Genomic DNA, 23,737 nt, shown 5'->3' with positions numbered 1-23,737 from the left:
GCTGCAAAGCTCACTTATTGCCGATAGTCCTAATCTAATAATGAGGTGATTATGTTCCGACTCAACACTCTTTTTGCAACTACATTACTGGGTTTCAGCATGGCGGCCATGGCCCAGACCGATACTGAAATCAAGTTTGGTGTGGACCCCAGTTATCCGCCATTTGAAGTCAAACAACCTGATGGCTCCCTGAGTGGCTTTGACATCGACCTGGGTAATGCTATTTGTGCCGAGCTCAAGGTCCGTTGCGTTTGGGTCGAGCAGCCTTTCGACGGCATGATTCCTGCCTTGAAGGCGAAGAAGTTTGACGCAATCTTATCGGCGTTCAGTGCCACCGAGGTGCGACGTAAACAAGTGGACTTCAGTCATCGACTTTACAACGGTCCATCGGCCCTAATCGCCAAAGAACATTCAAACCTGCTACCGACCGCCGAGTCCTTGAAAGGCAAGACCGTTGGGGTTATGCAAGGTTCGGCGCAAGAGATGTTCGCGAAGGCAGAATGGGGGCCTCACGACGTCAACATTCTCTCCTATCAAAGCCAGGATCAAGTTTACATCGACCTGATCAGTGGCCGCTTGGACGCGGCTTTTCAACCGGCGGTACAAGGTGATCTCGGATTTTTGCAAAAGCCTCAGGGCAAAGGCTTTGCCTTTGCCGGCGAGCCCCTTACCGATAAGCGCTTGACCGATGACGGTGTCGCGATCGGAATTAGAAAAGGAGACGATCCGCTTCGAGAGAAACTCAATACAGCCATTGCCAGCATTCGCGCGTCGGGTGAGTACGACAAACTTGCGAGTCAATATTTCAACTTTGATATCTATGGCAAATGATCCCGGTTCGACGAGTCAAGATGTCAGGGAAGTGAAGTAGATATCACTGGTGCGCAGCATTACAGCTGTAAATCATCGCAATAACTCGTGCGGTTATTTGGTTTGAAGCAAGTTATGTATTGCCCGTTTTAGATTATGGGTTTCACCCGCTGAGGTTGGTGGCATGTTTTCTGTGCGTGGCGCATCCACGCAAATGGTTCTTGATCATTGGCTTTGGCGGTTCTACCCACTCGAACGCTGAGCGCTGGCTGGCGTGTAATTAGTTGTATGCCAAGGATGGCGAGTGGACAAAATCGCGTCGAACAAATAAACAGTTGTCCCGAACAAAACTGATTTGGGGTGACAGTACTTTTAATAATAAAAAAGAGCAAAGCACGATGTGTATGATGAAGTGGAACATTGTTGCCCTGTCTGTTGCCGCAAGCATCTCGCCGATGGCGATGGCCGCATCCCAGGACGACAGCAAGGGTTTCGTTGACGACAGCACTCTCTCAGCCCTGACTCGCCTGCAGTACATGAACCGCGACTTCAAGGATGGTTTCAGCAACCCTACCAACGGTGGTAAAAGCGGTTATCGTCAGGACACCGGCTTAGCCGAACGAGTCAACTACAACTCAGGCTTCACTCAAGGCACCATCGGCGTCGGTGTCGATGCTTATGCCATGGGTACCGCCAAACTCGACGGTGGCAAGGGCCGCGCAGGCAACGGCATGTTTCAGGTCGACAATGATGGCTCCGAAGCTAAAACACAGTCGGCCGCAGGGGGCGTAGTCAAGTTTCGCGTTTCCGACACCGTCGCCAAATACGGCAACCAAGTGGTTGTCAACCCGGTATTCAGCACCGGCGATAGCCGCCTGCTGCCAGAAGTCGCGACCGGCACCCTTGTTACCAGTAACGAAATCAAGGGGCTGGAATTGAACGCCGGCCACTTTACCGCGCTGCGTACACAGACCGGCCAATTTAATGACAGTGCGGGCCTGGAGTCGATCAATTTCGGTAGTGCAACCTATAAGTTCACCCCAGACCTTGTTGCTGGCTTCGCCGCCTCCGATGTTGAAGACAACTTCAAGAAGCAGTACATCGAAACCTACTACAACCTGCCTATCGTCGAAGGCCAGGCGCTGAACTTCAGCCTCAACGGCTACCACACCAAAAGCCAGGGACAAGCACTATCCGGTAAGTTGGACAATAACCTGTGGAGCCTTGCAACCGCCTACAGCTTCGGTGCTCACAAGTTCACTGTTGCATATCAGCGTTCTAGCGGCGACACCCACTACGCGAATGGCGTGGACGGCAGCGACACAGTGTATGTGTTCAACTCAATCCAGATGTCCGACTTCGATGGTGAACAAGAACGTTCCTGGCAGGGCCGCTACGATCTGAACATGGCGGGCTACGGTGTTCCTGGATTGAGCTTCATGACTCGTTATGTGTACGGTGACAATATCCGGACTACAGAAGGTCCTGAAGGCCGCGAGCGCGAGCTCAATGTCGAAATCAAATATGTGATGCAGAACGGTCCCGCCAAAGATCTTTCCTTTCGCGTACGTGCTGCGTACTTCCGGGCCAACGATGCTTACATCTTGGCCGCTAACAACAATGATATCGGCCCGAGCTGCGACGACATACGCTTGATCATCAATTACCCGCTGAACATTCTGTAAAGCGCTTTAAATGCGTTGTACGCAAGGGACTGAGTCTCTCTCTCTGAAGCCCTTTTAAGGGACTTCGCGCAATCCCGGGAAATACAGAGACTGCACCCATCTCCAGATGGGTGCCTTCTTGATTGAGGTAGGGCTGCTCAATGCTGGAAAACCTATTGCAGATTCTTGGGCTATCAGGCTTCAGCCTCAAGGGTTTCGGCCCGCTGTTGCTGCAAGGCTCCTGGATGACCGTCAAATTATCCTTTCTGTGCTTGCTGGTGAGCGTTGGCCTGGGCCTGCTCGGCGCCAGCGCCAAGCTGTCGAACTCGGCACTGCTGCGCGTCCCCGCACAGGCCTACACCACGCTGATCCGCGGGGTGCCGGACCTGGTGCTGATGCTGTTGATCTTCTACAGCCTGCAAACCTGGCTGACCAGCCTGACCGAAGCCCTGGGCTGGGACTACATCGAAATCAACCCGTTCAGCGCCGGGGTCATTACCCTGGGCTTCATCTACGGCGCGTATTTCACCGAAACCTTCCGTGGCGCCATCCTTGCCGTACCACGCGGGCAGATGGAAGCGGCTACCGCCTACGGCCTGAGCCGCGCCCAGCGCTTTCGCCTGGTGGTGTTCCCGCAAATGATGCGTTTTGCCCTGCCGGGCATCGGCAATAACTGGATGGTGATCCTCAAGGCCACCGCGCTGGTGTCGATCATCGGCCTGGCCGATCTGGTCAAGGTGGCCCAGGACGCGGGCAAGAGCTCCTATCAGCTGTTCTTCTTCCTGATTCTGGCGGCCTTCATCTATCTGGTGATCACCACCGTTTCGAACTACGTCTTGCGCCGGATGGAAATCTTCTACGCCGCCGGCACCCGGGAGGCCGTGCGATGATCGAGCTACTGCAGGAATACTGGAAGCCTTTCCTGTACCAGGACGGCACTCACATCACCGGGCTGGCCATGACCCTCTGGCTGCTCAGTGCCTCGATCTTCTTCGGCTTCGTGATGTCGATCCCGCTGTCGATTGCCCGGGTCTCGAGCAATGTCTGGGTGCGCTGGCCGGTGCAGTTCTACACCTATCTGTTTCGGGGTACGCCACTCTATATCCAGCTGCTGATCTGCTACACCGGCATTTACAGCCTGGCCGCGGTGCGTGCTCAGCCCGTGCTGGATGCGTTCTTTCGCGATGCGATGAACTGCACCATCCTGGCGTTCGCCCTGAACACCTGCGCCTACACCACGGAGATCTTCGCCGGGGCGATTCGCAGCATGGCCCATGGTGAAGTCGAAGCGGCCAAGGCCTATGGCCTGACCGGCTGGAAGCTGTACGCCTACGTGATCATGCCGTCGGCCCTGCGTCGTTCGCTGCCTTACTACAGCAACGAAGTGATCCTGATGCTGCACTCGACCACCGTGGCCTTCACCGCCACCATCCCGGACATCCTGAAAGTCGCGCGGGACGCCAACTCGGCGACCTTCCTGACCTTCCAGTCGTTCGGCATCGCCGCATTGATCTACCTGGCAGTCACCTTCTCCCTGGTCGGCCTGTTCCGCCTGGCTGAACGCCGCTGGTTGTCCTTCCTCGGCCCGGCTCACTAATTCAGGATGCTTGTTCATGTACAAACTGACCGTTGAAAACCTGCACAAAAGTTACGGCAACCATGAAGTCCTCAAGGGCGTGTCGCTCAACGCCAGGACCGGCGATGTAATCAGCCTGATTGGCGCCAGTGGTTCGGGCAAGAGCACCTTTCTGCGTTGCATCAACTTCCTGGAAACGCCCAACGACGGCGCCATGAGCCTGGACAACCAGCCGATCAAAATGGTCCATGACCGCCACGGCATGCGCGTGGCCGACGCCAATGAACTGCAACGCATCCGCACGCGCCTGGCGATGGTGTTCCAGCACTTCAACCTGTGGAGCCACATGACCGTGCTGGAAAACATCACCATGGCGCCGCGCCGGGTGCTGGGCGTGAGCAAGAAGGACGCCGAGGATCGTGCCCGGCGCTACCTGGACAAGGTCGGTTTGCCGGCACGGGTTGCCGACCAGTACCCGGCGTTTCTCTCCGGGGGTCAGCAGCAACGGGTCGCCATTGCCCGGGCCCTGAGCATGGAGCCGGAGATCATGCTGTTCGACGAGCCGACGTCGGCCCTGGACCCGGAACTGGTGGGCGAAGTGCTCAAGGTGATCCAGGGGCTGGCCGAAGAAGGCCGCACCATGATCATGGTCACCCACGAAATGAGCTTTGCGCGCAAAGTGTCGAACCAGGTGCTGTTCCTGCACCAGGGACGGGTCGAAGAACAGGGTGCGCCCGAGGATGTATTGGGCAACCCCAAGAGCGAGCGCCTGCAGCAGTTCCTCAGCGGCAACCTGAAGTAAGTCTCAACCTTTGAGCAATTAGTAAGTCACTCAATGCGGCAAAAGTCTGGGCACCTAGTAATACAGTGCAGGGCATTTCGCCAGCGTTGGCGTCCAGCTATCACTTTCAAGCGTTATTGCGCGGGTACCTTCACGGACATGTCGATGGATTGGATCAAAAAGCGGAAGTCAGCATGTCTGACCCCAAAAAGCGAGCCTGAGTCGATGTCCTCGTGCATGCGTGTTGGTTGATATTGTCAACGACACAAGGCTTTGGGGTCGTGGCTGTCAGCGGGATTGCCTTTGGTGGATTTTGATGTGCATCAGTGAATGACTGCTTTTGGGTGTGGCTGCCTGGCACGAAGGGCAGTGATCGACCCATAGCTGCCTGTGAGCAGCGGCAGCAGTCGGCCAATATCAGTCATTCACTTGAAATCGTTTGTGTCCCTTTGGACATCAAAAACGGCTCCAGGGACTATCACCCGTTAACCAACTCGCTAGGGCTCGTCCCGTACCATCGACGAAAAGCCCTGCTGAAATTTGATACCTCTCGATACCCTAGGGACTCCGCCACTCCGCCACTCCGCCACTTCGCTCACTGTAAGCTTGCCGGTCGTCAGCAAGTCACGCGCCAGATAGCGGCGTTGCACATCGATAATCGCGTTGAAGCTCCAGCCTTCGCGCTGCAAGGTGCGATGCACCGTCCGCGAGGTCATGTGCAGGTGCTGGGCGGTCTGCTCCAGACTGGGTTCTTGGGCAATGCCTTCAAGTACATCATTGGCTACCGCCTCGAGCACCGATTCATGAGTCGTTTGGGCGGCATAATTTTTGAGCGCCGCAACCAGCGCCGTGCAAACCGCCGGGCTGCCTGCCGGACGCGGCTCGCGCAAGGCCGTCATGTCCAGTACCACTTCATTTCGCGTGGCACCAAAATGAACTACACCAGAGGCAAGCTTCAGCCAGGGGCCTGGGTCGTCCGGTGCTGCACGACACATAAAGGCGTACTTCAGCCGCACTCCTTGGAAAAGTACGCGGCGGCCTGTTTAAGGTGTCTCGCTCTTCAATCCGCTTGAGTTCTGCTCGCAGACGACGCATTTCAACGTGCGGATCATCGTCTTGCTGCCGTTCTTCTTGAGATTTGCTGCAGCGCTTTTTCCAGGCATAGAGGCTATGCGTGATGCTGGATCTTCAACCTGAAACAGTCGATGACTAGCAAGAAAGCGACGGGTCTGTCATACCCACCTGTATAAGTCGCTGCAAGGGCAGCGGTCATTTATCTCTCCATTCATAAAACTCAAGGTCATCGAAACTGGGGTTTCGACGACCTTGTCATCACAGTGCCTGCGCGCGCTCTCGAATCTCGCTGTTCAAGATCCGGTCGTTCTCGCTGTAATCGACCGGGCAGTCGATCACATGCACGCCCGGGGTCTTGATGCAGTGCTCCAGCAGCGGCAGGAATCCATCGGCGCTTTCCACGCGATAGCCATTGGCACCATACGCCTGTGCGTATTTCACGAAATCGGGGTTGCCGTAATCGAGGCCGAAGTCGGTAAAGCCCATGTTCGCTTGCTTCCAGCGGATCATGCCGTAGCCATCGTCACGCAGGATGACCACGGTGACGTGCATGTTCAGGCGCACCGCCGTTTCCAGTTCCTGGCTGTTCATCATGAAGCCGCCGTCGCCGCACACTGCGATGACGGGGCGATCCGGATACACCAGGTGCGAGGCCATCGCCGATGGCAGACCGGCGCCCATGGTCGCCAGGGCATTATCGAGCAGTACGGTATTGGGTTTGTGCGCCTTGTAGTTACGGGCGAACCAGATTTTGTAGATGCCGTTGTCCAGCGCCACGATGCCCTCGGACGGCAGCGCCCGGCGGACATCGGCTACCAGACGCTGCGGGTACACCGGATAGCGATTATCGTCGGTTCCTTCGGCGATCTGCACTTCGTTGGCTTCACGAATCGTGAGCAGGCGGGTGAAGTCCCAATGTGCAGTGTCGTCCAGCGCCTCGCCGATCTGCCAGACCGCGTTGGCAATGTCGCCAATCACCTCGATCTGCGGGAAATACACGGCATCGACTTCAGCGGAACGGAAGTTGATGTGGATGACCTCTGTACCGCCACGCACCATAAAGAACGGCGGTTTCTCGATCACGTCGTGGCCGATGTTGACGATCAGGTCGGCAGCTTCGACCGCGCGGTGCACGAAGTCGCCTGAGGACAATGCGGCATTGCCAAGGAAGCGCGGGTGGCGCTCATCGACCACCCCCTTGCCCAACTGGGTAGTGACAAATGGAATGCCGGTCTTGTCGATCAGCTGCTTGAGGACCTTGGCGGTCATCTTGCGGTTGGCGCCGGCACCGATCACCAGGATCGGACTGCGGGCCTTTTGCAGCTTCTCGACAGCGGCGTTGATGGCGCAGTGCTCGGCCAACGGGCGGCGATGCAGACTGCGCGGGATTGGCAAGCTGTCGGTCTGCTCGGCGGCAATGTCTTCCGGCAGTTCCAGATGCACCGCGCCCGGCTTTTCCTCCTCCGCCAGACGGAAGGCTTCACGCATGCGCGAAGGAATGTTATCGGCTGAGGCCAACTGGTGGGTGTACTTGGTGATGGGCGCCATCATGTTGCACACGTCGATGATCTGGAAGCGACCCTGCTTGGACTTCTTGATCGGTTTCTGGCCTGTGATCATCAACATTGGCATGCCGCCCAGGTAAGCATAGGCACCCGCGGTAACGAGGTTAGTGGCACCAGGGCCAAGGGTCGAAAGGCTAACGCCAGTTTTGCCGGTCAGGCGACCATAGGTGGCGGCCATAAAACCGGCTGACTGTTCATGGCGAGTCAGTACCAACTTGATCTGCGATTTGCGCAGGGACTCCAGCAGGTCCAGGTTTTCCTCACCGGGAATGCCGAACACATACTCGACATCTTCGTTTTCCAGGCATTGCACAACGACATCAGCGGCCTTGGCCATCTTGCTATACCTCAAGTGTTGTATTGGATTGAAATCGCAATCGCGGGTCACTTCGCGTAGATCAAAAAAAAGCGACGGCCTCCAGCATGCTCAACCGCCACACTGGAGTGCCGAATCGCTGAGGAAAACGACAAGAGAAGCCGCCCGCTCACTACGTTCGAGCGCAGCTCAATTAGCTGATAGTCATAAGGTTGGCATTACCACCCACTGCAGCGGTATTGACGCTGAGGGCATGCTCGACCAGCAGGCGCTCCAGCGGTACGTCAGTTTCGCCAGTGCTTAGGCCGTGCACACTGATGATCGCGCCTTTGCGCGAGGCGACACGGCGGCTTATTTCAACCAACTGGTCACAATCGCCGTGGTGCAGAATGGCGTCAAACTCAACGCCTGCAGCCATCCAATCGGAAACAGTGATCACACGCTGAGTGACGGATTTCGGCAGGGTGGCGATCAACGCGAACTGACGCTCGGGGACTACGGCCAAGCTTCCCACCGCCAGCGCTGCGCCAATCTCCACCAGCAGATCCTGCTTGTTTTGCGCCAAGCACAGCACGCGATCGCGAGGAAGCAACGTGTATGTATTGCATTCACCCGTCGGGCCTACCAGGGTGTGACAACGGAAGCTCGGTGAGCGGAAGGCGAAATCGTCCAGTACACCAGCAAGGGCTGTGTCGTGCTTTTCGGCCCATTGCCGTAAACCGGCCAACCCTTCAGCCGTTGCCGCAGGCACCGCGACAACCTCGGAATTCCCTTTGGTCAGCTGCTGGATGATTGCGTTCTCTGGTCGGCTGGACAGCAGGCGATACATGTACAGCGGGCCTCCGGCTTTCGGACCTGTACCAGACAAACCTTCGCCCCCAAACGGTTGCACGCCGACAACGGCGCCGACGATGTTACGGTTGATGTACAGATTGCCCACGTTCGCCGAATCGACTACTTGAGCGATGGTCTCATCGATCCGGGTGTGTACACCCAAGGTCAACCCGTAACCGGAAGCATTGATCTGATCCAGCAGGTTAGCCAGTTCGCTGCGCTTGTAACGTAACAAGTGCAGTACTGGGCCGAAGATTTCCTTCTTCAACTCATCAAAGCTTTCCAGCTCGACAAGTGTCGGCACCACGAACGTACCGTTGCGGATGTCTTCGCTCTGAAAGCGTGCAGCTTGAAACACGTTGCGGCCTTTTTGCCGCATCGCCTGAATGTGCCGATCGATCAGGCCCTTGGCCTCTTGGTCGATCACGGGACCGATATCGGTTTCCAAATGTTCTGGAGAGCCTAAGCGGTACTCGGCCATGGCACCTTTAAGCATTTGTATCACGCGGTCGGCTACATCCTCCTGCACGCACAATACGCGTAGAGCAGAGCAGCGCTGGCCTGCACTGTCGAAAGCCGAGCTGATAACGTCCCCTACTACTTGCTCAACCAATGCCGACGAGTCGACGATCATTGCGTTCATACCACCGGTTTCGGCGATCAGCGGTACGTTGCGGCCTCGAGAATCCAATCGACCTGCAATGTTGCGCTGTAGGATGCCAGCCACTTCGGTGGAACCGGTGAACATGACCCCACGTACACGGCTGTCACCCACCAGGGTCGCTCCGACGGTTTCTCCACGGCCTGGTAACAGTTGCAGTACACCCTCTGGGATGCCAGCCTGAAGCAGGATACGCACGCCTTCGGCAGCGATGAGCGGGGTCTGTTCTGCCGGCTTGGCCAATACCGTATTGCCTGCGGCCAGCGCTGCAGCAATCTGCCCTGTGAAAATCGCCAGTGGGAAGTTCCAGGGGCTGATGCAAACAACGGCGCCTAGTGGGCGATGGCTGTCGTTCGAGAAGGTGCGCGCCTGGTCTGCGTAGTACCGCAGGAAGTCCACTGCCTCGCGGACTTCAGCTATCGAGTTGTTGAAGGTCTTGCCCGCTTCACGAGCCAACAGCCCCATCAGCGGCTGCATCTCACCCTCCATGATGTCGGCTGCACGGTCCAGAATCTCGGCGCGCTGCTCGACCGGGGTCGATTGCCAAATCTGTGCACTCGACTGGGCAATGTCCAAAGCCTTGTGTACGTCTGCCAAGCTGGCTTCACTTACCCGGCCTACCACATCGCGATGGTCGGCCGGGTTGAGCACAGGGGCTGGCTCCAGGCACTGCGGCGCATGGTCGCCAATCACCGGTTTGGCCTCATAGGCTTGATGAGAGCTTGTCAGCAGGGTCGAAGACAGCGAGGCAAGTCGCTGCTCATTGGACAGATCGAGACCGGCGGAGTTGACCCGCGCGTCACCGTACAGGTTACGGGGCAGCGGTATGCGCGGGTGCGGCTTGCCGACCTCGCCTTCTTCGGCGGCGAACTTCTCCACCTGACGCACTGGGTCTTCAACCAAATCCTTTAAAGCAATGGTGTGGTCGGCGATGCGGTTCACGAATGATGTGTTGGCACCGTTCTCCAGCAGGCGACGCACCAGGTAGGCCAGAAGGGTCTCGTGACTGCCGACTGGTGCATAGATGCGGCATGGGCGATTGAACTTGCCATCGGCTAGCTTGCCTACCACCTGCTCATACAGAGGCTCGCCCATGCCGTGCAGGCACTGGAACTCGTACTGTCCAGCGTAATAGTTCTGTCCGGCAAGCTGGTAGATGGCCGACAGCGAATGGGCGTTGTGGGTGGCGAACTGCGGGTAGATGTGTTGCGGTGCGGCCAGCAACTTGCGGGCACACGCAATGTAAGATAGATCGGTGTACGGCTTACGGGTGTATACCGGATAGCCTTCCAGGCCGTTGATCTGCGCGACCTTGATCTCACTGTCCCAGTAAGCGCCCTTGACCAGACGGATCATAAGACGGTGGCGGCTGCGCGTGGCCAGATCGATGACGTAATCGATCACGTACGGGCAGCGCTTTTGGTAGGCCTGGATGACAAAGCCAATGCCGTTCCAGCCAGCGAGGGATGGGTCGAAGCACAGGCGCTCGAGCAGATCCAAGGAGATTTCCAGGCGATCGGCTTCTTCGGCATCGATGTTGATGCCGATGTCGTACTGCTTGGCTAACTGAGTCAGTCCCAGCAATGTTGGGTACAGTTCGCTCATCACCCGGTCGTACTGGGCGCGGCTGTAGCGCGGGTGAAGTGCTGAGAGTTTGATGGAAATGCCCGGTCCTTCATAGATGCCACAGCCTTGCGAGGCCTTGCCGATGGCATGGATGGCCTGCTCGTAGGAGGCTAGGTAACGACGGGCATCCTCCTCGGTCAGGGCGGCCTCACCGAGCATGTCGTAGGAATAACGGAAGCCTTGGTTCTGCATTTTGGTGGCATTGGCTAAAGCTTCGCCGATGGTCTCGCCGGTAACGAACTGTTCGCCCATCAAGCGCATCGCCATATCGACGGCCTTGCGGATTAGCGGCTCTCCGCTTTTTCCGACGATCCGACTGAGGGTTGAGGTCATGCCCGCTTCGTTGTGAGTACTTACCAGCTTGCCGGTGATCAACAATCCCCAGGAGGCGGCGTTGACGAACATCGACGGGCTGTTGCCGAGATGTTGCCCCCAATTGCCATTGCTAATCTTGTCTCGGATCAGCGCATCGCGGGTGGCTTTGTCGGGGATACGCAGCAATGCTTCGGCCAGGCACATCAGGGCTACACCCTCCTGAGACGAAAGCGAAAACTCCTGCAGGAGGCCCTGCACTAAACCCTGACGGCCACCGGAGTTCTTCTGGTTGCGCAGCTTCTCAGCGATACCGAGGGCCATCTCGTTGGCAGCCTCGGCTTGGGCTTCACCTAGGCGGGCCATTTCAAGCAGCATCGGCACCGCTTCGTTCTCTGGGCGGCGGTAAGCGGAAGTAATTGCCGCACGCAGCACCGTCTGCGGCAGGACGCTCTCTGCAAACTCCAGGAACACATGTTCACCACCCTCAGGGATAGCCTCGAGGATCTGTTGCTCGTTGACAGCTTCATCAAAGAGGTTGACCAGGTGGCCGACGGTCGAGCCCTGTTCGGTACGCTCAATGAAACCGAGCACCAGTTGCTTGATAACCCAGTGGGGTGTGCGCTCGATCGACTGTGCGGCAGTTTTCAGGCGATCACGAAGATCGGCGGTCAGTTTGACGCCGACCGTAGTTGTTGTGCTCATTTTTTTATACCTGCGTTCGGCGAATACTGAAATGGAGGTTGCGGCGTGATGGCGCTGCGGGTCAGCGCTGGTTGCCCGCCGGGGTAGCGCGTCCTGCTGTGGATTTTGTTAAAGATGACATCCATTCCCTCGATGCTTTGGCCAATGATCTAGGCAGCCAGGCGGCTTCTGCTTGAGTGTGACCGGACAGCATTTCTACACGTGCCATGGCATTGGCCTCACGGTGAGTGGTGTTGTTCTTATCCAAATAGCTTTCGATAGTGGTTTTAAAAACGACCGCGTTTAAACGAGGCTCTCTAAAAAACGCAAGTGACCCACCTAAATAGAGAAATTGGTCACTGTAGAGCCCGAATATTGGTCATCTTAGGTCCAGTGAATCGAAGGTTGCAATAGGTGCAACCAGATAGGTTGCAAAATATTTCGCTTGGGTAGCACCTAGCGGTTGCAATGAACTCACTTGATCCGGTTGCACCCCGCTCACATCGGTTAGCAACGGCACCGTTTGCAGATAGTGATAAAATTCCGGCCCGAACCCCCCCCTTGCGAAGAGAGCCACCGCATGCAAGTAGACTTCCGCCCCAAGCAGATCTATGAACAGGTCGCGGATCAGATCCGGGCGGGTATCCTCAATGGTCAATATACTCAGGGGGCTCGCCTGCCATCCGAGCGAGATTTGGCGCAACTGCTGAGTGTGAGCCGGCCAGCAGTGCGTGAGGCGATTGGCGCCCTTCAGAACGAAGGTCTTGTCCTGACGCGGCATGGCTCCGGCACTTACGTTGCCGATGTTTTGGAACCCTGTAACAAAGGGCTGCCGCTTAAACCGAATGAGCTGCTGGCCGATCCTGATTTCAGTCCTATTAGCACTCTCGGGGTCCGCATGCTGATCGAGCCTGCTATCGCCCGTCTGGCTGCCCGCCGCGCGCAACGCGACCCAATAGCTGAGCAGTACCTCAAACAGATGGCCGACGTGAAGGACATCACCGATCCGCTTCACCAGGCGCGCTGGAGCGAATCCGATCGGCTATTCCATCGCCAGCTCGCAGTTATGACTGGGGACCAACTCATCGTGAAGATCGCCGAAGAAATCAGTAAGACCATGGCCCAACCACTATGGAACAGGTTGCGGGACGACGGGATTTACGACCCGGAGCGGATTCAGCTGTATGTGGCTGAGCATCAATTGATCTATGAAGCGATCGTGACTGGTGACGAAGAGGCCGCAGCGTTCTATGTGGAGGGGCATCTGAAGCGCGTGCAGCGAGACATGAACTCGCTGGAGTGATGGCGCTTACTACTTACTTGTTCGCTTCGATCATAAGCGATCGCTTCTTAGACACAGTCGGCGCCTAGCAAATTTTCAAAGTTGGCTCGCCTCCCTCCTAACGCCTCCAGTTCGCGAGTGCGGTCCGCCGCGAGAATCGCTGGCTTATCCATGCGTACTGCGCGCCCCGAAACCTCATGCCGATTAGTGGTTGGAAGACGGTGTACCGATGCCTTGTCATTCAGGTGGTTGCCGGCTTCCGCACCACCTCTTCCGAAGTGACCGGCCTGTGTTCTGAACCATCGAGGTGAACCGATGGAGATATTTCGAAGCCGACCGGCGTTGCCGCCGGCTGCTCCCCCAATACACGCGCTTCACTGCTGCTCTTGACGAAGCTGAAAGCTCAGCCATCCCTGCCGGTCAAGTGTGGATCGTTTTACAGAATGATAATCATCTCTCATCAGATTGAACCGGCCGCGACTTAGGCAGCACAAGCGCGGAATGGGCGAATGTTGCATCTATGGGGTGGGATGTGCCCTGATGCGCGCCTGCATTCACGCGGGCACTGTGGGTTGCTTCAGTGCCGACTGTCAGAATTATAGTAGGACTACAATTATAGCTTGACTAAAATTTTTAGCCCTACTAAATTTCAATCAACCTTGGTTGGTCTCCAGCCAGGAAATAGAGGAAACCAGCATGATTGGTCCGTTGGGCGAACGACTTCGGGAACGCCGTCGCGAATTGAAATTGACCCTAAAGGACGTGGCGGAAGCTTCGGGGCTTTCAACAGGCTTCATTTCGCAAATCGAGCGTAATCAGACGACTCCGTCGCTCTCGTCGTTGGCGACCATTGCCGAGATTCTCGGCACTTCAATTGGTGAATTGACAGGTCGGCCTGCAGGCCCACATCCGGACACCTACCACGACAAACGTGTTCAGTACAAGTTAGATGACGGACAGGTGCAGTATGAAAGGCTCTCCAGTGCCTTTACTGGAAGTGCATTGCATTCGGTAAAGTTTTCAATGCCGAGTGGCTATCGTTCTGAAACCGTTTCACACCACGGTGAGGAAATGGTTTTTGTTTTGCGCGGTCGCATTCAGTATGAAGTAAATTCAGAAACTTTTATTTTGGAAGAGGGCGATAGTCTGCATTTTGATGCTATGACACCACATAGTATTGAGGCCTTGCCAAGTGATTTCGGATTTGCAGAGGTTATATGGACAGGAACTCTGGATATATTCGACGGTGAAACTCATGCGGTAGGCGAGACAAGCTCTTTGGCTATGAACGGTACTGAGTTTTCTGAGTTGGCAAAATAGAATAATCAATCAAGTTTAGAATTTCTATAGAGGGGGCGCCTCGCCAATTATTTGGCGAGGGAGGGATTACTTTGTCTAAAATTAATAAAAATAGTGATATTTCATTCGAATGCCTTGCAGATATTGCGGCGGACTTGGCCTCTGGAAGCAGTCGAGATACAGGCTTTCCGTCGGTAGCGAAATTGCTTCAGAAATTAATTGGCTTTCGATTACTGACGATTACTTCAATTTTAAAGAGCAGTTCTACGGTCGAGCGGCTGTGGAGTTCAGATGAAAGCAGATTCCCGGTCGGCGGCAGCAAACAGCTTCAAGGCGGAGAATGGGCTAGTTTGATCTTTGAGCAGCACAAGCCCGTGATTTGTAATAAACCGAGCGACTTGCGTAAGTTTTTCTTTGATCACGAAACAATTGCGGAAGTTTATTGCGGATCCGGTGTGAATCTCCCTGTAGTACTGCACGGAGAAGTTGTAGGTACAGTTAATATTTTCAATGAGACGGATTGGTTTACACCGGAAAAAATTTCCCAAGCAAATGCGCTATTGGCACTTGTGTATACACCATTGCTCCTAGCTCGTCGTTCGGACAAACAAAAATAAAGGAGAACAAAGTGAAGCAACATAATCGCGTGTGCACTGACGTAGGTGGTACTTTTACAGACTTGGTTTACTTCCAAACCGACGAGTCTGGTCATCACACTGTCAGAACTGCCAAGGCGGACACGACACCCCCAAATTTTGAAGAAGGGATTCTTGAGGTTCTACGGCGTGGAAATGTCGATATTGCAGATATTGGCATCTTTACCCATGGCACTACGGTCGTGATCAATGCCCTTACCGAAAAGCGGGGTGTCAAAACGGCGTTGTTGACGACGGCAGGGTTCCGCGATGTCCTGGAGATCGCGCGGGGCGCGCGACCTGATTTTTACAATTTACAGTATCGTAAATCAGAGCCATTCGTCCCTCGCTACCTCAGGCGCGAAATTCCTGAACGTATGGGCCCAAATGGCGAAGTCCTGACTGCTATTGATTTGTCCGGTCTTCCCGAAATCCTGAATAAGTTCCGCGCAGAAAGTGTCGAAGCAATCGCCGTCAGCTATTTGCATGCTTACGCAAACCCGTCACATGAACAAGAGACCTTGGCTGCTATCAAATCGCTTTGGCCAGAGGTATCAGTGGTTGGTTCCCACCAAATCACCAGGGAATGGCGTGAATACGAGCGCACCAATACTGCCGTACTTTCCGCATATGTTCAGCCAATCGCTGAACGTTACCTTTCACGCTTGGAGAGTGAGTTACGGCGCAGCGATTATGCGGGCCCGATTTATGTAATGCAGTCAAACTGTGGAGTGGACACCCTTGACCACGCGAAGCAGGCGCCGATCACAATGGTGGAGTCCGGTCCGGCTAGCGGCATGTGGGGTGCAGCAGCTCTGGGACGCTTGATCGGCGAGACAAATGTTATCGCGCTTGATATTGGTGGAACTACTGCTAAATGTGCCCTGATTAAAAATGGTGATGTCCAGATCAAAACGGATTATTACATTGAACGGGACCGAGCCAATCCAGGCTACCCAATTATGGTTCCGGTTGTTGATCTGGTTGAAATTGGAAATGGTGGTGGCTCCATCGCATGGGTGAATGATTTCGGCAAATTGCATGTCGGACCTAAATCCGCAGGAGCATTACCAGGGCCTGCTGCATATGGTCGAGGTGGCATGAACGCTACCACTACTGATGCAAATTTGATGCTTGGTCGGATCAACCCCAATTATTTTTGTGGGGGTACGATTGAAGCCGATATGGGTGCCGTCGAAACAACGATGTCTGGGCTTGCGGAGCGCCTGAATCTGCCGCCAGTCGAGGTTGCCAAGGGCATTATCCAGATTGCTGATTACAATATGGTTAATGCTTTGAAACTGGTATCTATCAACAAAGGATTTGATACTAGGGACTTCACCCTTGTAGCGTTTGGTGGTGGGGGCGGTATGCATGCTGTATCCCTGGCCCAGGAACTTGGGGTTAAAAAGGTTATTATTCCGCAAGCAGCAGGCGTATTTTCCGCTTGGGGAATGATGATGTCGGATTTGCGACGTGATCAGTTCATCACAAAACTTGCGAGTTTTGAGGACATTCCAAACATTAAAACGGCGCAAGCGCTGCTGGATGAATTGGTTGATAGTGCTTATAAGGACTATGAGCTAGAAGGTATTGCTGCGAAAAATGTCAGCATTGGTCGTGCAGTTAAGCTCCGCTATCAAAACCAAGAGCACGCTATTGAAGTTCAACTGAATGATGATGAACGGTTGCCCGAAAACCTAGACCAGGTAGCTATCAGGTTTCATGCTGAATATGAGAGGCAATTCACTTATCGACTCTATGCTCCAGTAGAAATGGTTGGCTTCCATCTGGTTTCCACTGCGGCTGTAGGGGCTCTTGAAATCAAATCTCAAGAGTGCGGAGGCGCAGAGGCAAGCGCAGCCAAGAAAGGCTCCCGAAGTGTCAACTACTCTGAGTGGGGTGTGCATGAGGCGGACATTTATGACAGCTTGCGCCTCGCTCCAGGTATGAAGTTTACCGGTCCTGCCGTGATTGAAGATCCAGGCACGACAATTGTCATTTTCCCAAACAATCATGTGGAAATTGATGGGTATCGCAATGTCTGTGTTACCAATTTGAACTTTGGAGACGATCATGAGTAAGACCAGCGCGTTTACTTCGGAAATTATCCAGAACTCGCTTCAGGCGATTGCAGCTGAAATGTTCGACGCCATGCGGGTAACTGCAATGAGCCCGATTATTTACGAAGTACTGGATATGGGCACCGGTATTCTGAACGCGCAGGGTGAGATGGCGAGTTCAGGTGCTGGCATCCCGGTTCTCGTAGGGGTCGTTGACAAAGCGGTAAGGCGTCTGGTTGAGATCTACGATCAATCAGGAGATATCGAACCTGGTGATGTATTCATTACCAATGATCCGGCGTACGGAGGTGTTACTCACCTCAACGATATGGTTATTGCCATGCCTGTTTTCGTTGGCGATAAAATTGTCGCCTGGACAGCGAATAGTGCGCATTGGAATGATGTCGGTGGCATGGTTCCGGGCTCCATGGCCATTAATGCAACAGAGATTTTCCAGGAAGGGCTTCGTCTTCCAGCTGTCAAGCTCATCTCGAAGGGAAAGGTGCTTCGATCAGTAGTCGATATCATCAAGGCAAACTCTCGTATGCCCGACTTCTCCGAGGGTGACATGTGGGCAGGTGTTGCTGCGGTCAGGAGTGGTGAACTACGGCTTAGCGAAATCATCTCCAAGTATGGGGTTGACGCGTTCAATAGCGCTCTCAACGAATCCATGGACCTTGCGGAACAAGTCTCCCTGCGCTCGTTACAAGCGCTTCCCAAAGGTCGTTTTAAATACGAAGAACCTCAGGATGACGGCGCCACATATCGTGTTGTGATTGACATCAACGATGAGGGCATGGTCATTGACCTGCGCGACAACCCAGATAGTGTAAAAGGGCCAGGCAATATCTGCCGTGATGCGACCGAAATCGCGGCTCAAATGGTATTCAAATCGATTACTGATAGTTCCTCTCCTGCGAATGGTGGAACCTTCCGTCCGCTTACCGTACTCACCCGGCCTAATAGTGTGTTCGATGCGCAGACTCCAGCAGCAGTTGGATTCTATTTTGAAACATTGATTCGAGTGCATGACCTGATTCTCCGGTGCCTCGCCCAACACAACCCAAAACTGGTTTGTGCAGGAACGTATTCCTCAAATTGCGTAACGTTTATTGGTGGGGTTAATCCGAGCACCGGTAATGCATTCACTTTGGTGGAGCCTGAATTAGGAGGGTGGGGGGCTACTCATGAACATGACGGCAATCATGCTGTTTTCTCTCCGATCCATGGCGATACATTTAATTGCCCGGTTGAAATTGCCGAAAACCGTTACGGTGTAAAAGTTGATAAGTTGTCGCTTAATATGGAACCTGGTGGAGAAGGGCAGTATCGTGGCGGCCGCGGTATCGTTCTTGAGTACAGAGTTCGGGAGGATAACGCATCCATGACCTGCGGTTATTCCCGCTCCAAAGTTCTGCCGTGGGGGCTTGAAGGCGGCAATGATGGAACTTCCAACCATGTCCAATTAGTGCGTACCGATGCATCGGTTACTCGTCATGCGTTTGATAGTGACATCCGCATGAATAAAGATGACGTCGCCAGGATTATAACTGGCAATGGTGCGGGGTATGGCGATCCTCGTAAAAGGTCTCATGAAGCTATTTTGCAGGATCTGCGTGATGAGTTGATCACGCCGGAACGTGCCTTCGAAGTCTATGGCTTCCGGTAATTTACTCGAAACCAACTGTAAGTAAGTTATACGTTGTATCGATGTGGCCAGCAATTGGTTGCAGGTGAGTCTGTATGGGCATGTGCCAAATATTTTTTATTGATGAAGTGAGATCGCATTATGTTTGATGCAATAACTTATCAGGATAGGCGCGATAGGCTTTGCTCTCTAATGCCTTCTGGCATAGTAGTGCTTATCGGCAATACAGACTCACCGATCAACTACTCTCATAACGTTTACCCATTTAAGCAGGATGGCTCTTTTGCATATCTGTTTGGGCTAAATGTTCCAGGGATGGCGGCCGTTATTGATTTGGATGATAGAACGTCAACATTGTTCGGAATCCAGGCCGAGGCAGATGACAAAATCTGGCACGGCGAGACCGCGGACTTGTCAGACCTAGCTGCGGCGTGTGGTTGTTCGGGCGTCAAGCCATATGAGGCCATTGGCACGGTTATTAGTGCAGCAAAATCCAATCAGCGGAATATCCATATTTTGCCGGCATATCGTGCCCAAACAAAACTGGAACTTTGTCGTCTCCTTGAAATCAATTTTGCGCTACTGGAGAGTTTCGTATCTAAAAATTTAGTTGAAGCACTGGTTGGTCTGCGAGAGATCAAGAGTGATGCTGAAGTCATACAGATCGAACAGACTATGAAAGTCACCGGCCTGATGCATCGGGAGGCGATGATATCGTCACGTCCGGGAGTCTCGGAGTATGAAGTGGTTGCGCGAATGCGTCATGTAATGGGAGCGCACGGACTCGCTGAGGCATACGCCCCAATATTCACCAGGCATGGAGAGATTCTCCATAATCACAGTCACGATAATGTGTTGCGAAAGGGTGATTTGGTAGTTAATGACTATGGCGCATCAAGCCCTCTAGGATATGCCACAGATATAACTCGAACCTTGCCAGTCGGTGGGCGATTTAGACCAGAACAACGCGAACTTTATCAGTTGCTTTACGAGGCGCAGCAAACCGCTATTGCTGTTCTTCGGCCAGGAGTTCCGTTTATCACTGCTCACCGTATTGCAGCAATGCAAATCGTCAAAGGAATGGTTTGCCTGGGGTTTTTCAAAGGGAAAGTGGAGGATGTCGTGGATTCAGGGGCATATGCGCTCTGTTTTCCCCATGGGCTTGGTCATCAACTTGGACTGGATGTACATGATATGGAGTCCTATGGAGAGGAGAATGTGGGGTACGACAGTGCACACAGCCGAAGTGCTTTGTTTGGACTTAAATACTTAAGGCTGGCTAAGCCCCTGAAAGAAAATATGGTGGTAACAGTCGAGCCTGGTATTTATTTTGTTCCTGAGTTGATCCGCCAGTGGGACAGATCAAAAAAGCATTCGGATATGATCGATTACTCGGTGTTCAATCGTTATATAGATTTTGGTGGGATGCGTATTGAGGATGATGTTCTCATCACCAGAACAGGATCTAGAGTGTTAAGTGACGGTATTCCAAAAACGGTAAAAGATGTTGAGGAGCTATTGATGTGATGAGATAACAGTTCTGATTGGTGAGTATTTATATCTTTTAACAACAATAAAGCTGCGGATAGCCCGCGTTTGCAAAGCAAACGCTAGTTGTCACGTGCTGGGATATTTTAGGGCTTGTCATGAGTAAATCCTTCTCCAAAGTTTTCACTTCCATAGCGTCAAGTATGGCTTTTGTTGCAGCATCGCCTACATTTGCTAATCAATTTATAAACTATGGCGGAATGGGGGCAACAAACGAGTTCGCGTTTGAGACCTTCCCAACGGTAACGCATCAGGATGGCAAAAATAGCCTCTACACGAACAATATCCTCGCCTATTTCACTGACGGCTTTACTGGAACAGGAAGGGACCAGTTCGAAGTCTGGGCAGGTGCTACTGCTGGATACAGTGAAGCTGACGATGCTGGTAAAGGGAAAAGCTGGGGCGTTTCCAATCCCAACGTCGGGCTTGAGTACTACTATAATATTATCGACCCGAAAGATTGCTCTAAGTGTGACTATTCTATTTGGACAATTTCTCCGTTGCTAACGGTCTCATTTCCAAACAATTCATCTGACACTACAGGGTTTCGAGCCTTCGGAAACAATTATTCGTATTACTTTGGTGTAAATAACTTCTTTAAGTTCGGTAAGTTTACGGCCACAGTAAACCCGGTTTCTGTTTTTTATAGTGCAGAGTCAAAAAATTCTACAGACCTGGGCGGTGGGGTGTCGGATCACCTTCGCGGTGGCGTTTCATATACTGTTGCCGATATGGTGGCAGGTTATGATGTCACACCTGATGTGGGTGTTGGTATTCACCACGAATACCGCTTTAATAACCAATCGGCCTCTGATTTTAAGCCTTCCGAACAAGGTTTCATCGGTCCGTCCATCTCGTACTTTGGGTTTAGCAAACAAGGACTTTATCTGTTTGGTAACGTAAGTTTCGATTACCACCATACGGATAATTTGGAGGCCGCACCTTTCGCTTCGTTTGTACTGGTAAAATATCTATAGACCGAAGGCTTTTGCCCGCCAAGCTATAGCGGCTTAATTAATTTTTACAAAAAACCATTTAACGGATCGTTACATGAGCGTTGACTTATTTGGGTGTGTATTGCCCGCTATTTTTACCGCTATGTGATTGATTTTAGTTAAACAGTGGGAGGTCGCATGTCTGTCCTAGAAGTAGATAATGCCAATAAGTTGAAAGAGCCATCGGTTTCTTTCGGTCCAAGTGCTCCATTGGGGGAGGTTTTTGAAAAGCTCCCCTTGACAATGCAGCATTTTAAAAGTTGCCTGGCGCTTTTCTTCGTTTTTGTAATTGAGGCGTGGGAGATGATGATTATCGTCTATACGTCCTCACTGATAGCCAAAGATTTTTCGCTTACCCCTTTGGAAATTGGTAACTTAATTGGCGCGATTTTTGTTGGGATGGCCGTAGGCTCAATTTTATGGGGCTTTATTACAGATAAAATTGGCAGGAAGAAGACTGTAATCTCGAGCATGATTCTTTACGGTATCATCTCGCTGATCAGTGTCTTTTCCAAAGACTATAGTATGCTTTACGCGACTCGCTTCTTATCTGGGGTTGCTGCAGCTGGTATGCTGATCGTTACATTCCCCTATTTCGCTGAATTACTACCAGTGAAGTGGCGAGGACGTCTTACTGTATACCTCGCATCAGGTTGGCCAATTGGTATCATTTTTGCGCTGGGCGCAACCGTACTACTTGAGCCCTATGGGTGGCGTTGGATACTTTTCGCCAGCAGCTGTGCCGCCTTGTGGTGTGTTGTAGTCGCGCTATTTGTTCCTGAATCACCCTATTGGCTAGTCTCTGTTGGTCGTCAACAGGCCGCACGAGATACTATTGCTCGCCTCAGCGGAGGTGAATTACATATCCCCAGTGCTACCAAACTGCTCTTGCAGACATCGAAAAGCGGAGGGTGGCGAGAGGCGCTTTCGGGGCCTATGTTTAAGCTCACGGTGGTCCAACTTGCTCTTAACTTCACGTTCTCTTGGGGATATTGGGGCTTACAAACCTGGTTGCCGACGCTTCTTCAGCAACGTGGTTTCAGTATTCCACAAAGTTACAGCTTCATTGCTATTTCCGCTCTTTGCATGGTCCCGGGATATATCACTGCTTCCTACTTTACCGGAAAGTTTGGTCGAAAGAAGGTATTGGTAGCTTATATAGCCGCAGCGGCTCTTTCGGGATATGTTTTTGCAAACGCGGAGTCATTGAATTCAGTGGTTGCTGCTAATTTTGCATTGGCCTTCTTCAGTCTGGGCGCTTGGGGTGTATGGGACACTTGGATCGCAGAGCTTTATCCCACCCGTGTTCGTACTATTGGTTACAGTTGGGCGATTTTCTCTCAACGCATCGCAAATATCTTTGCGCCCACAGTTGTCGGAGCATTAGTCGCCCAAGGTGCTTCTTATAACTTCACCACTACTTCTATCAACATTTTTATGATCGCCAGCGTCCTTCTGGCGCTTCTTTTGCCTGAGACCGAGGGTAGAGACCTAGAGTAAATATGTGAGTAATAAGGCGTCGCATCAGTAGGGCGTGGCGAATTGGATCGCGAGATTTCAATTAATCTGCTTAAGTCGGATTGGCGCATGCACTATTTGTTGAAGATGTAAATATTAGTTAGTGATCACCCGGCACGACGCAAGGACGCGGTGCTGGGATGTGATCTCGACCAGAAACACGCGATTACTTCAGGCCATCCCTAGGCCTGCCCAAGTGAGTTGTATGAGCGGAGTAGAGGATGAGTTATATCCCCCTCACTGAAATGGTTACTTTTTAGGAGATAATGAAATGCCCACAATACGAGTTGAACTTAGCCCTGGGCGCTCGCGTGAGCAGAAAGCTAGTTATGTTAAGGAACTAACGCGCTTGACCGTTGAAATTCTGAAATGCCAGGTGGAATCCGTAGACGTCGTCTTTGTCGAAATACCGTCCTACGACTGGGCTCGTGCTGGCCAGTTCCTGGCGCCGCCACCGGAGGAGGCCCGCCACCGCTGATCCTCAAGTCCGTCGCGCATGCGGCGGTTGGTTGCCGCGACGAACGGGCAGGCATTGCGCTGCTACTCCGTCAGGGTGCGACTTAAGACTCCTTCTGGTCCTCCGTGAATTCTGTCCATTGACCGATGAGCAGCAGGAGATCAATCAGTTCAAAAGCAGCAACGCTGCGCCGCTGAGTGCAATCATTTCCATCGAGTGTGACGAAAGTACCTGTAGCGCCATCAGTGACTCTAAAGGCCGAATCACAGAAGCCGTCATCGGCACGCTCTATGGATAGTGTCTCTGGAAAGCATGGATGTTCCAGAACAAAACTCACGGACATCCTGACCCAGTTGTCCTAGACATCATCACCAGTGGCAAGGACTCAG

The 23,737-nt window shown here is 53.1% G+C and carries 18 protein-coding genes and 1 pseudogene; 14 read left to right on the top strand and 5 right to left on the bottom strand.

Annotated features, from left to right (window positions below):
* Positions 1-51: 51 nt before the first annotated feature.
* The 5 genes from ACEN8E_RS17695 (at position 52) to ACEN8E_RS17675 (ending at position 4,852) form a co-directional block, all read left to right on the top strand.
* Complete coding sequence (locus ACEN8E_RS17695) at positions 52-831, top strand: ABC transporter substrate-binding protein (RefSeq protein ID WP_495589215.1); 780 nt, start codon at positions 52-54, stop codon at positions 829-831.
* Between the two features lie 377 nt (positions 832-1,208).
* Positions 1,209-2,495: an OprD family porin gene (locus tag ACEN8E_RS17690; RefSeq protein WP_495593345.1), complete on the top strand. Its 1,287-nt coding sequence runs from the start codon at positions 1,209-1,211 to the stop codon at positions 2,493-2,495.
* A gap of 140 nt (positions 2,496-2,635) precedes the next feature.
* The gene (locus tag ACEN8E_RS17685) at positions 2,636-3,364 is read left to right on the top strand and encodes an ABC transporter permease (RefSeq protein ID WP_495588733.1); all 729 of its coding nucleotides are present in this window, start codon (positions 2,636-2,638) and stop codon (positions 3,362-3,364) included.
* Entirely contained in the window at positions 3,361-4,071 is a 711-nt protein-coding gene (locus ACEN8E_RS17680) for an ABC transporter permease (protein WP_429371962.1), read from the top strand. The genes ACEN8E_RS17685 and ACEN8E_RS17680 overlap by 4 nt, the downstream gene beginning before the upstream one ends.
* A gap of 16 nt (positions 4,072-4,087) precedes the next feature.
* Positions 4,088-4,852: an ABC transporter ATP-binding protein gene (locus tag ACEN8E_RS17675; RefSeq protein ID WP_322617920.1), complete on the top strand. Its 765-nt coding sequence runs from the start codon at positions 4,088-4,090 to the stop codon at positions 4,850-4,852.
* 457 nt (positions 4,853-5,309) lie between these two features.
* On the opposite strand, the gene ACEN8E_RS17670 is transcribed toward ACEN8E_RS17675, so the two are convergent.
* From ACEN8E_RS17670 to putA, 4 genes and pseudogenes are all read right to left on the bottom strand, one after another.
* Positions 5,310-5,405: a helix-turn-helix domain-containing protein gene (locus ACEN8E_RS17670; RefSeq protein ID WP_495589214.1), complete on the bottom strand. Its 96-nt coding sequence runs from the start codon at positions 5,403-5,405 to the stop codon at positions 5,310-5,312.
* Between the two features lie 394 nt (positions 5,406-5,799).
* Positions 5,800-6,004, bottom strand: a pseudogene (locus tag ACEN8E_RS17665) (IS3 family transposase); the annotation flags it as partial.
* A 159-nt stretch (positions 6,005-6,163) separates the two neighbouring features.
* Positions 6,164-7,807: an acetolactate synthase large subunit gene (locus ACEN8E_RS17660; RefSeq protein WP_495589213.1), complete on the bottom strand. Its 1,644-nt coding sequence runs from the start codon at positions 7,805-7,807 to the stop codon at positions 6,164-6,166.
* Between the two features lie 172 nt (positions 7,808-7,979).
* Positions 7,980-11,924, bottom strand: coding sequence for a trifunctional transcriptional regulator/proline dehydrogenase/L-glutamate gamma-semialdehyde dehydrogenase (gene putA, locus ACEN8E_RS17655; protein WP_495589212.1), 3,945 nt, complete (start codon positions 11,922-11,924; stop codon positions 7,980-7,982).
* 559 nt (positions 11,925-12,483) lie between these two features.
* On the opposite strand from putA, the gene ACEN8E_RS17650 reads away from it, so the two are divergent.
* The 9 genes from ACEN8E_RS17650 (at position 12,484) to ACEN8E_RS17610 (ending at position 23,369) form a co-directional block, all read left to right on the top strand.
* Entirely contained in the window at positions 12,484-13,206 is a 723-nt protein-coding gene (locus tag ACEN8E_RS17650) for a FadR/GntR family transcriptional regulator (RefSeq protein ID WP_495589211.1), read from the top strand.
* A 675-nt stretch (positions 13,207-13,881) separates the two neighbouring features.
* Positions 13,882-14,505, top strand: coding sequence for a helix-turn-helix domain-containing protein (locus ACEN8E_RS17645; RefSeq protein WP_495589210.1), 624 nt, complete (start codon positions 13,882-13,884; stop codon positions 14,503-14,505).
* 71 nt (positions 14,506-14,576) lie between these two features.
* The gene (locus ACEN8E_RS17640; protein ID WP_495589209.1) at positions 14,577-15,101 is read left to right on the top strand and encodes a GAF domain-containing protein; all 525 of its coding nucleotides are present in this window, start codon (positions 14,577-14,579) and stop codon (positions 15,099-15,101) included.
* A gap of 11 nt (positions 15,102-15,112) precedes the next feature.
* Positions 15,113-17,203, top strand: coding sequence for a hydantoinase/oxoprolinase family protein (locus tag ACEN8E_RS17635; protein ID WP_495589208.1), 2,091 nt, complete (start codon positions 15,113-15,115; stop codon positions 17,201-17,203).
* Entirely contained in the window at positions 17,196-18,851 is a 1,656-nt protein-coding gene (locus ACEN8E_RS17630; RefSeq protein ID WP_495589207.1) for a hydantoinase B/oxoprolinase family protein, read from the top strand. The genes ACEN8E_RS17635 and ACEN8E_RS17630 overlap by 8 nt, the downstream gene beginning before the upstream one ends.
* A gap of 120 nt (positions 18,852-18,971) precedes the next feature.
* Positions 18,972-20,357 carry an aminopeptidase P family protein gene (locus tag ACEN8E_RS17625; protein WP_495589206.1) on the top strand — a complete coding sequence of 462 codons (1,386 nt, stop codon included), beginning with the start codon at positions 18,972-18,974 and terminating at the stop codon, positions 20,355-20,357.
* Positions 20,358-20,476: 119 nt separating this feature from the next.
* On the top strand, positions 20,477-21,355 hold the full coding sequence (locus ACEN8E_RS17620) for a hypothetical protein (protein ID WP_495589205.1): 879 nt from the start codon (positions 20,477-20,479) through the stop codon (positions 21,353-21,355).
* Positions 21,356-21,511: 156 nt separating this feature from the next.
* Complete coding sequence (locus ACEN8E_RS17615) at positions 21,512-22,873, top strand: MFS transporter (RefSeq protein WP_495589204.1); 1,362 nt, start codon at positions 21,512-21,514, stop codon at positions 22,871-22,873.
* Between the two features lie 289 nt (positions 22,874-23,162).
* The gene (locus ACEN8E_RS17610; protein WP_495589203.1) at positions 23,163-23,369 is read left to right on the top strand and encodes a 4-oxalocrotonate tautomerase; all 207 of its coding nucleotides are present in this window, start codon (positions 23,163-23,165) and stop codon (positions 23,367-23,369) included.
* Positions 23,370-23,451: 82 nt separating this feature from the next.
* On the opposite strand, the gene ACEN8E_RS17605 is transcribed toward ACEN8E_RS17610, so the two are convergent.
* Positions 23,452-23,685 carry a hypothetical protein gene (locus ACEN8E_RS17605; RefSeq protein WP_495589202.1) on the bottom strand — a complete coding sequence of 78 codons (234 nt, stop codon included), beginning with the start codon at positions 23,683-23,685 and terminating at the stop codon, positions 23,452-23,454.
* Positions 23,686-23,737: the final 52 nt, after the last annotated feature.

It is taken from the genome of Pseudomonas sp. Pseusp9, from assembly GCF_059491265.1.
The sequence above is the reverse complement of the archived record's forward strand: the minus strand, read 5'-3'. Positions and strand labels throughout refer to the sequence as shown.

What these genes read in the sequence shown, in the direction of transcription:
- ACEN8E_RS17695 (WP_495589215.1), top strand. Translation starts at nt 52, where the DNA reads ATGTTCCGACTCAACACTCTTTTTGCAACTACATTACTGGGTTTCAGC.
- ACEN8E_RS17690 (WP_495593345.1), top strand. Translation starts at nt 1,209, where the DNA reads ATGTGTATGATGAAGTGGAACATTGTTGCCCTGTCTGTTGCCGCAAGC.
- ACEN8E_RS17685 (WP_495588733.1), top strand. Translation starts at nt 2,636, where the DNA reads ATGCTGGAAAACCTATTGCAGATTCTTGGGCTATCAGGCTTCAGCCTC.
- ACEN8E_RS17680 (WP_429371962.1), top strand. Translation starts at nt 3,361, where the DNA reads ATGATCGAGCTACTGCAGGAATACTGGAAGCCTTTCCTGTACCAGGAC.
- ACEN8E_RS17675 (WP_322617920.1), top strand. Translation starts at nt 4,088, where the DNA reads ATGTACAAACTGACCGTTGAAAACCTGCACAAAAGTTACGGCAACCAT.
- ACEN8E_RS17660 (WP_495589213.1), bottom strand. Translation starts at nt 7,807, where the DNA reads ATGGCCAAGGCCGCTGATGTCGTTGTGCAATGCCTGGAAAACGAAGAT.
- putA (WP_495589212.1), bottom strand. Translation starts at nt 11,924, where the DNA reads ATGAGCACAACAACTACGGTCGGCGTCAAACTGACCGCCGATCTTCGT.
- ACEN8E_RS17650 (WP_495589211.1), top strand. Translation starts at nt 12,484, where the DNA reads ATGCAAGTAGACTTCCGCCCCAAGCAGATCTATGAACAGGTCGCGGAT.
- ACEN8E_RS17645 (WP_495589210.1), top strand. Translation starts at nt 13,882, where the DNA reads ATGATTGGTCCGTTGGGCGAACGACTTCGGGAACGCCGTCGCGAATTG.
- ACEN8E_RS17630 (WP_495589207.1), top strand. Translation starts at nt 17,196, where the DNA reads ATGAGTAAGACCAGCGCGTTTACTTCGGAAATTATCCAGAACTCGCTT.
- ACEN8E_RS17625 (WP_495589206.1), top strand. Translation starts at nt 18,972, where the DNA reads ATGTTTGATGCAATAACTTATCAGGATAGGCGCGATAGGCTTTGCTCT.
- ACEN8E_RS17620 (WP_495589205.1), top strand. Translation starts at nt 20,477, where the DNA reads ATGAGTAAATCCTTCTCCAAAGTTTTCACTTCCATAGCGTCAAGTATG.
- ACEN8E_RS17615 (WP_495589204.1), top strand. Translation starts at nt 21,512, where the DNA reads ATGTCTGTCCTAGAAGTAGATAATGCCAATAAGTTGAAAGAGCCATCG.
- ACEN8E_RS17610 (WP_495589203.1), top strand. Translation starts at nt 23,163, where the DNA reads ATGCCCACAATACGAGTTGAACTTAGCCCTGGGCGCTCGCGTGAGCAG.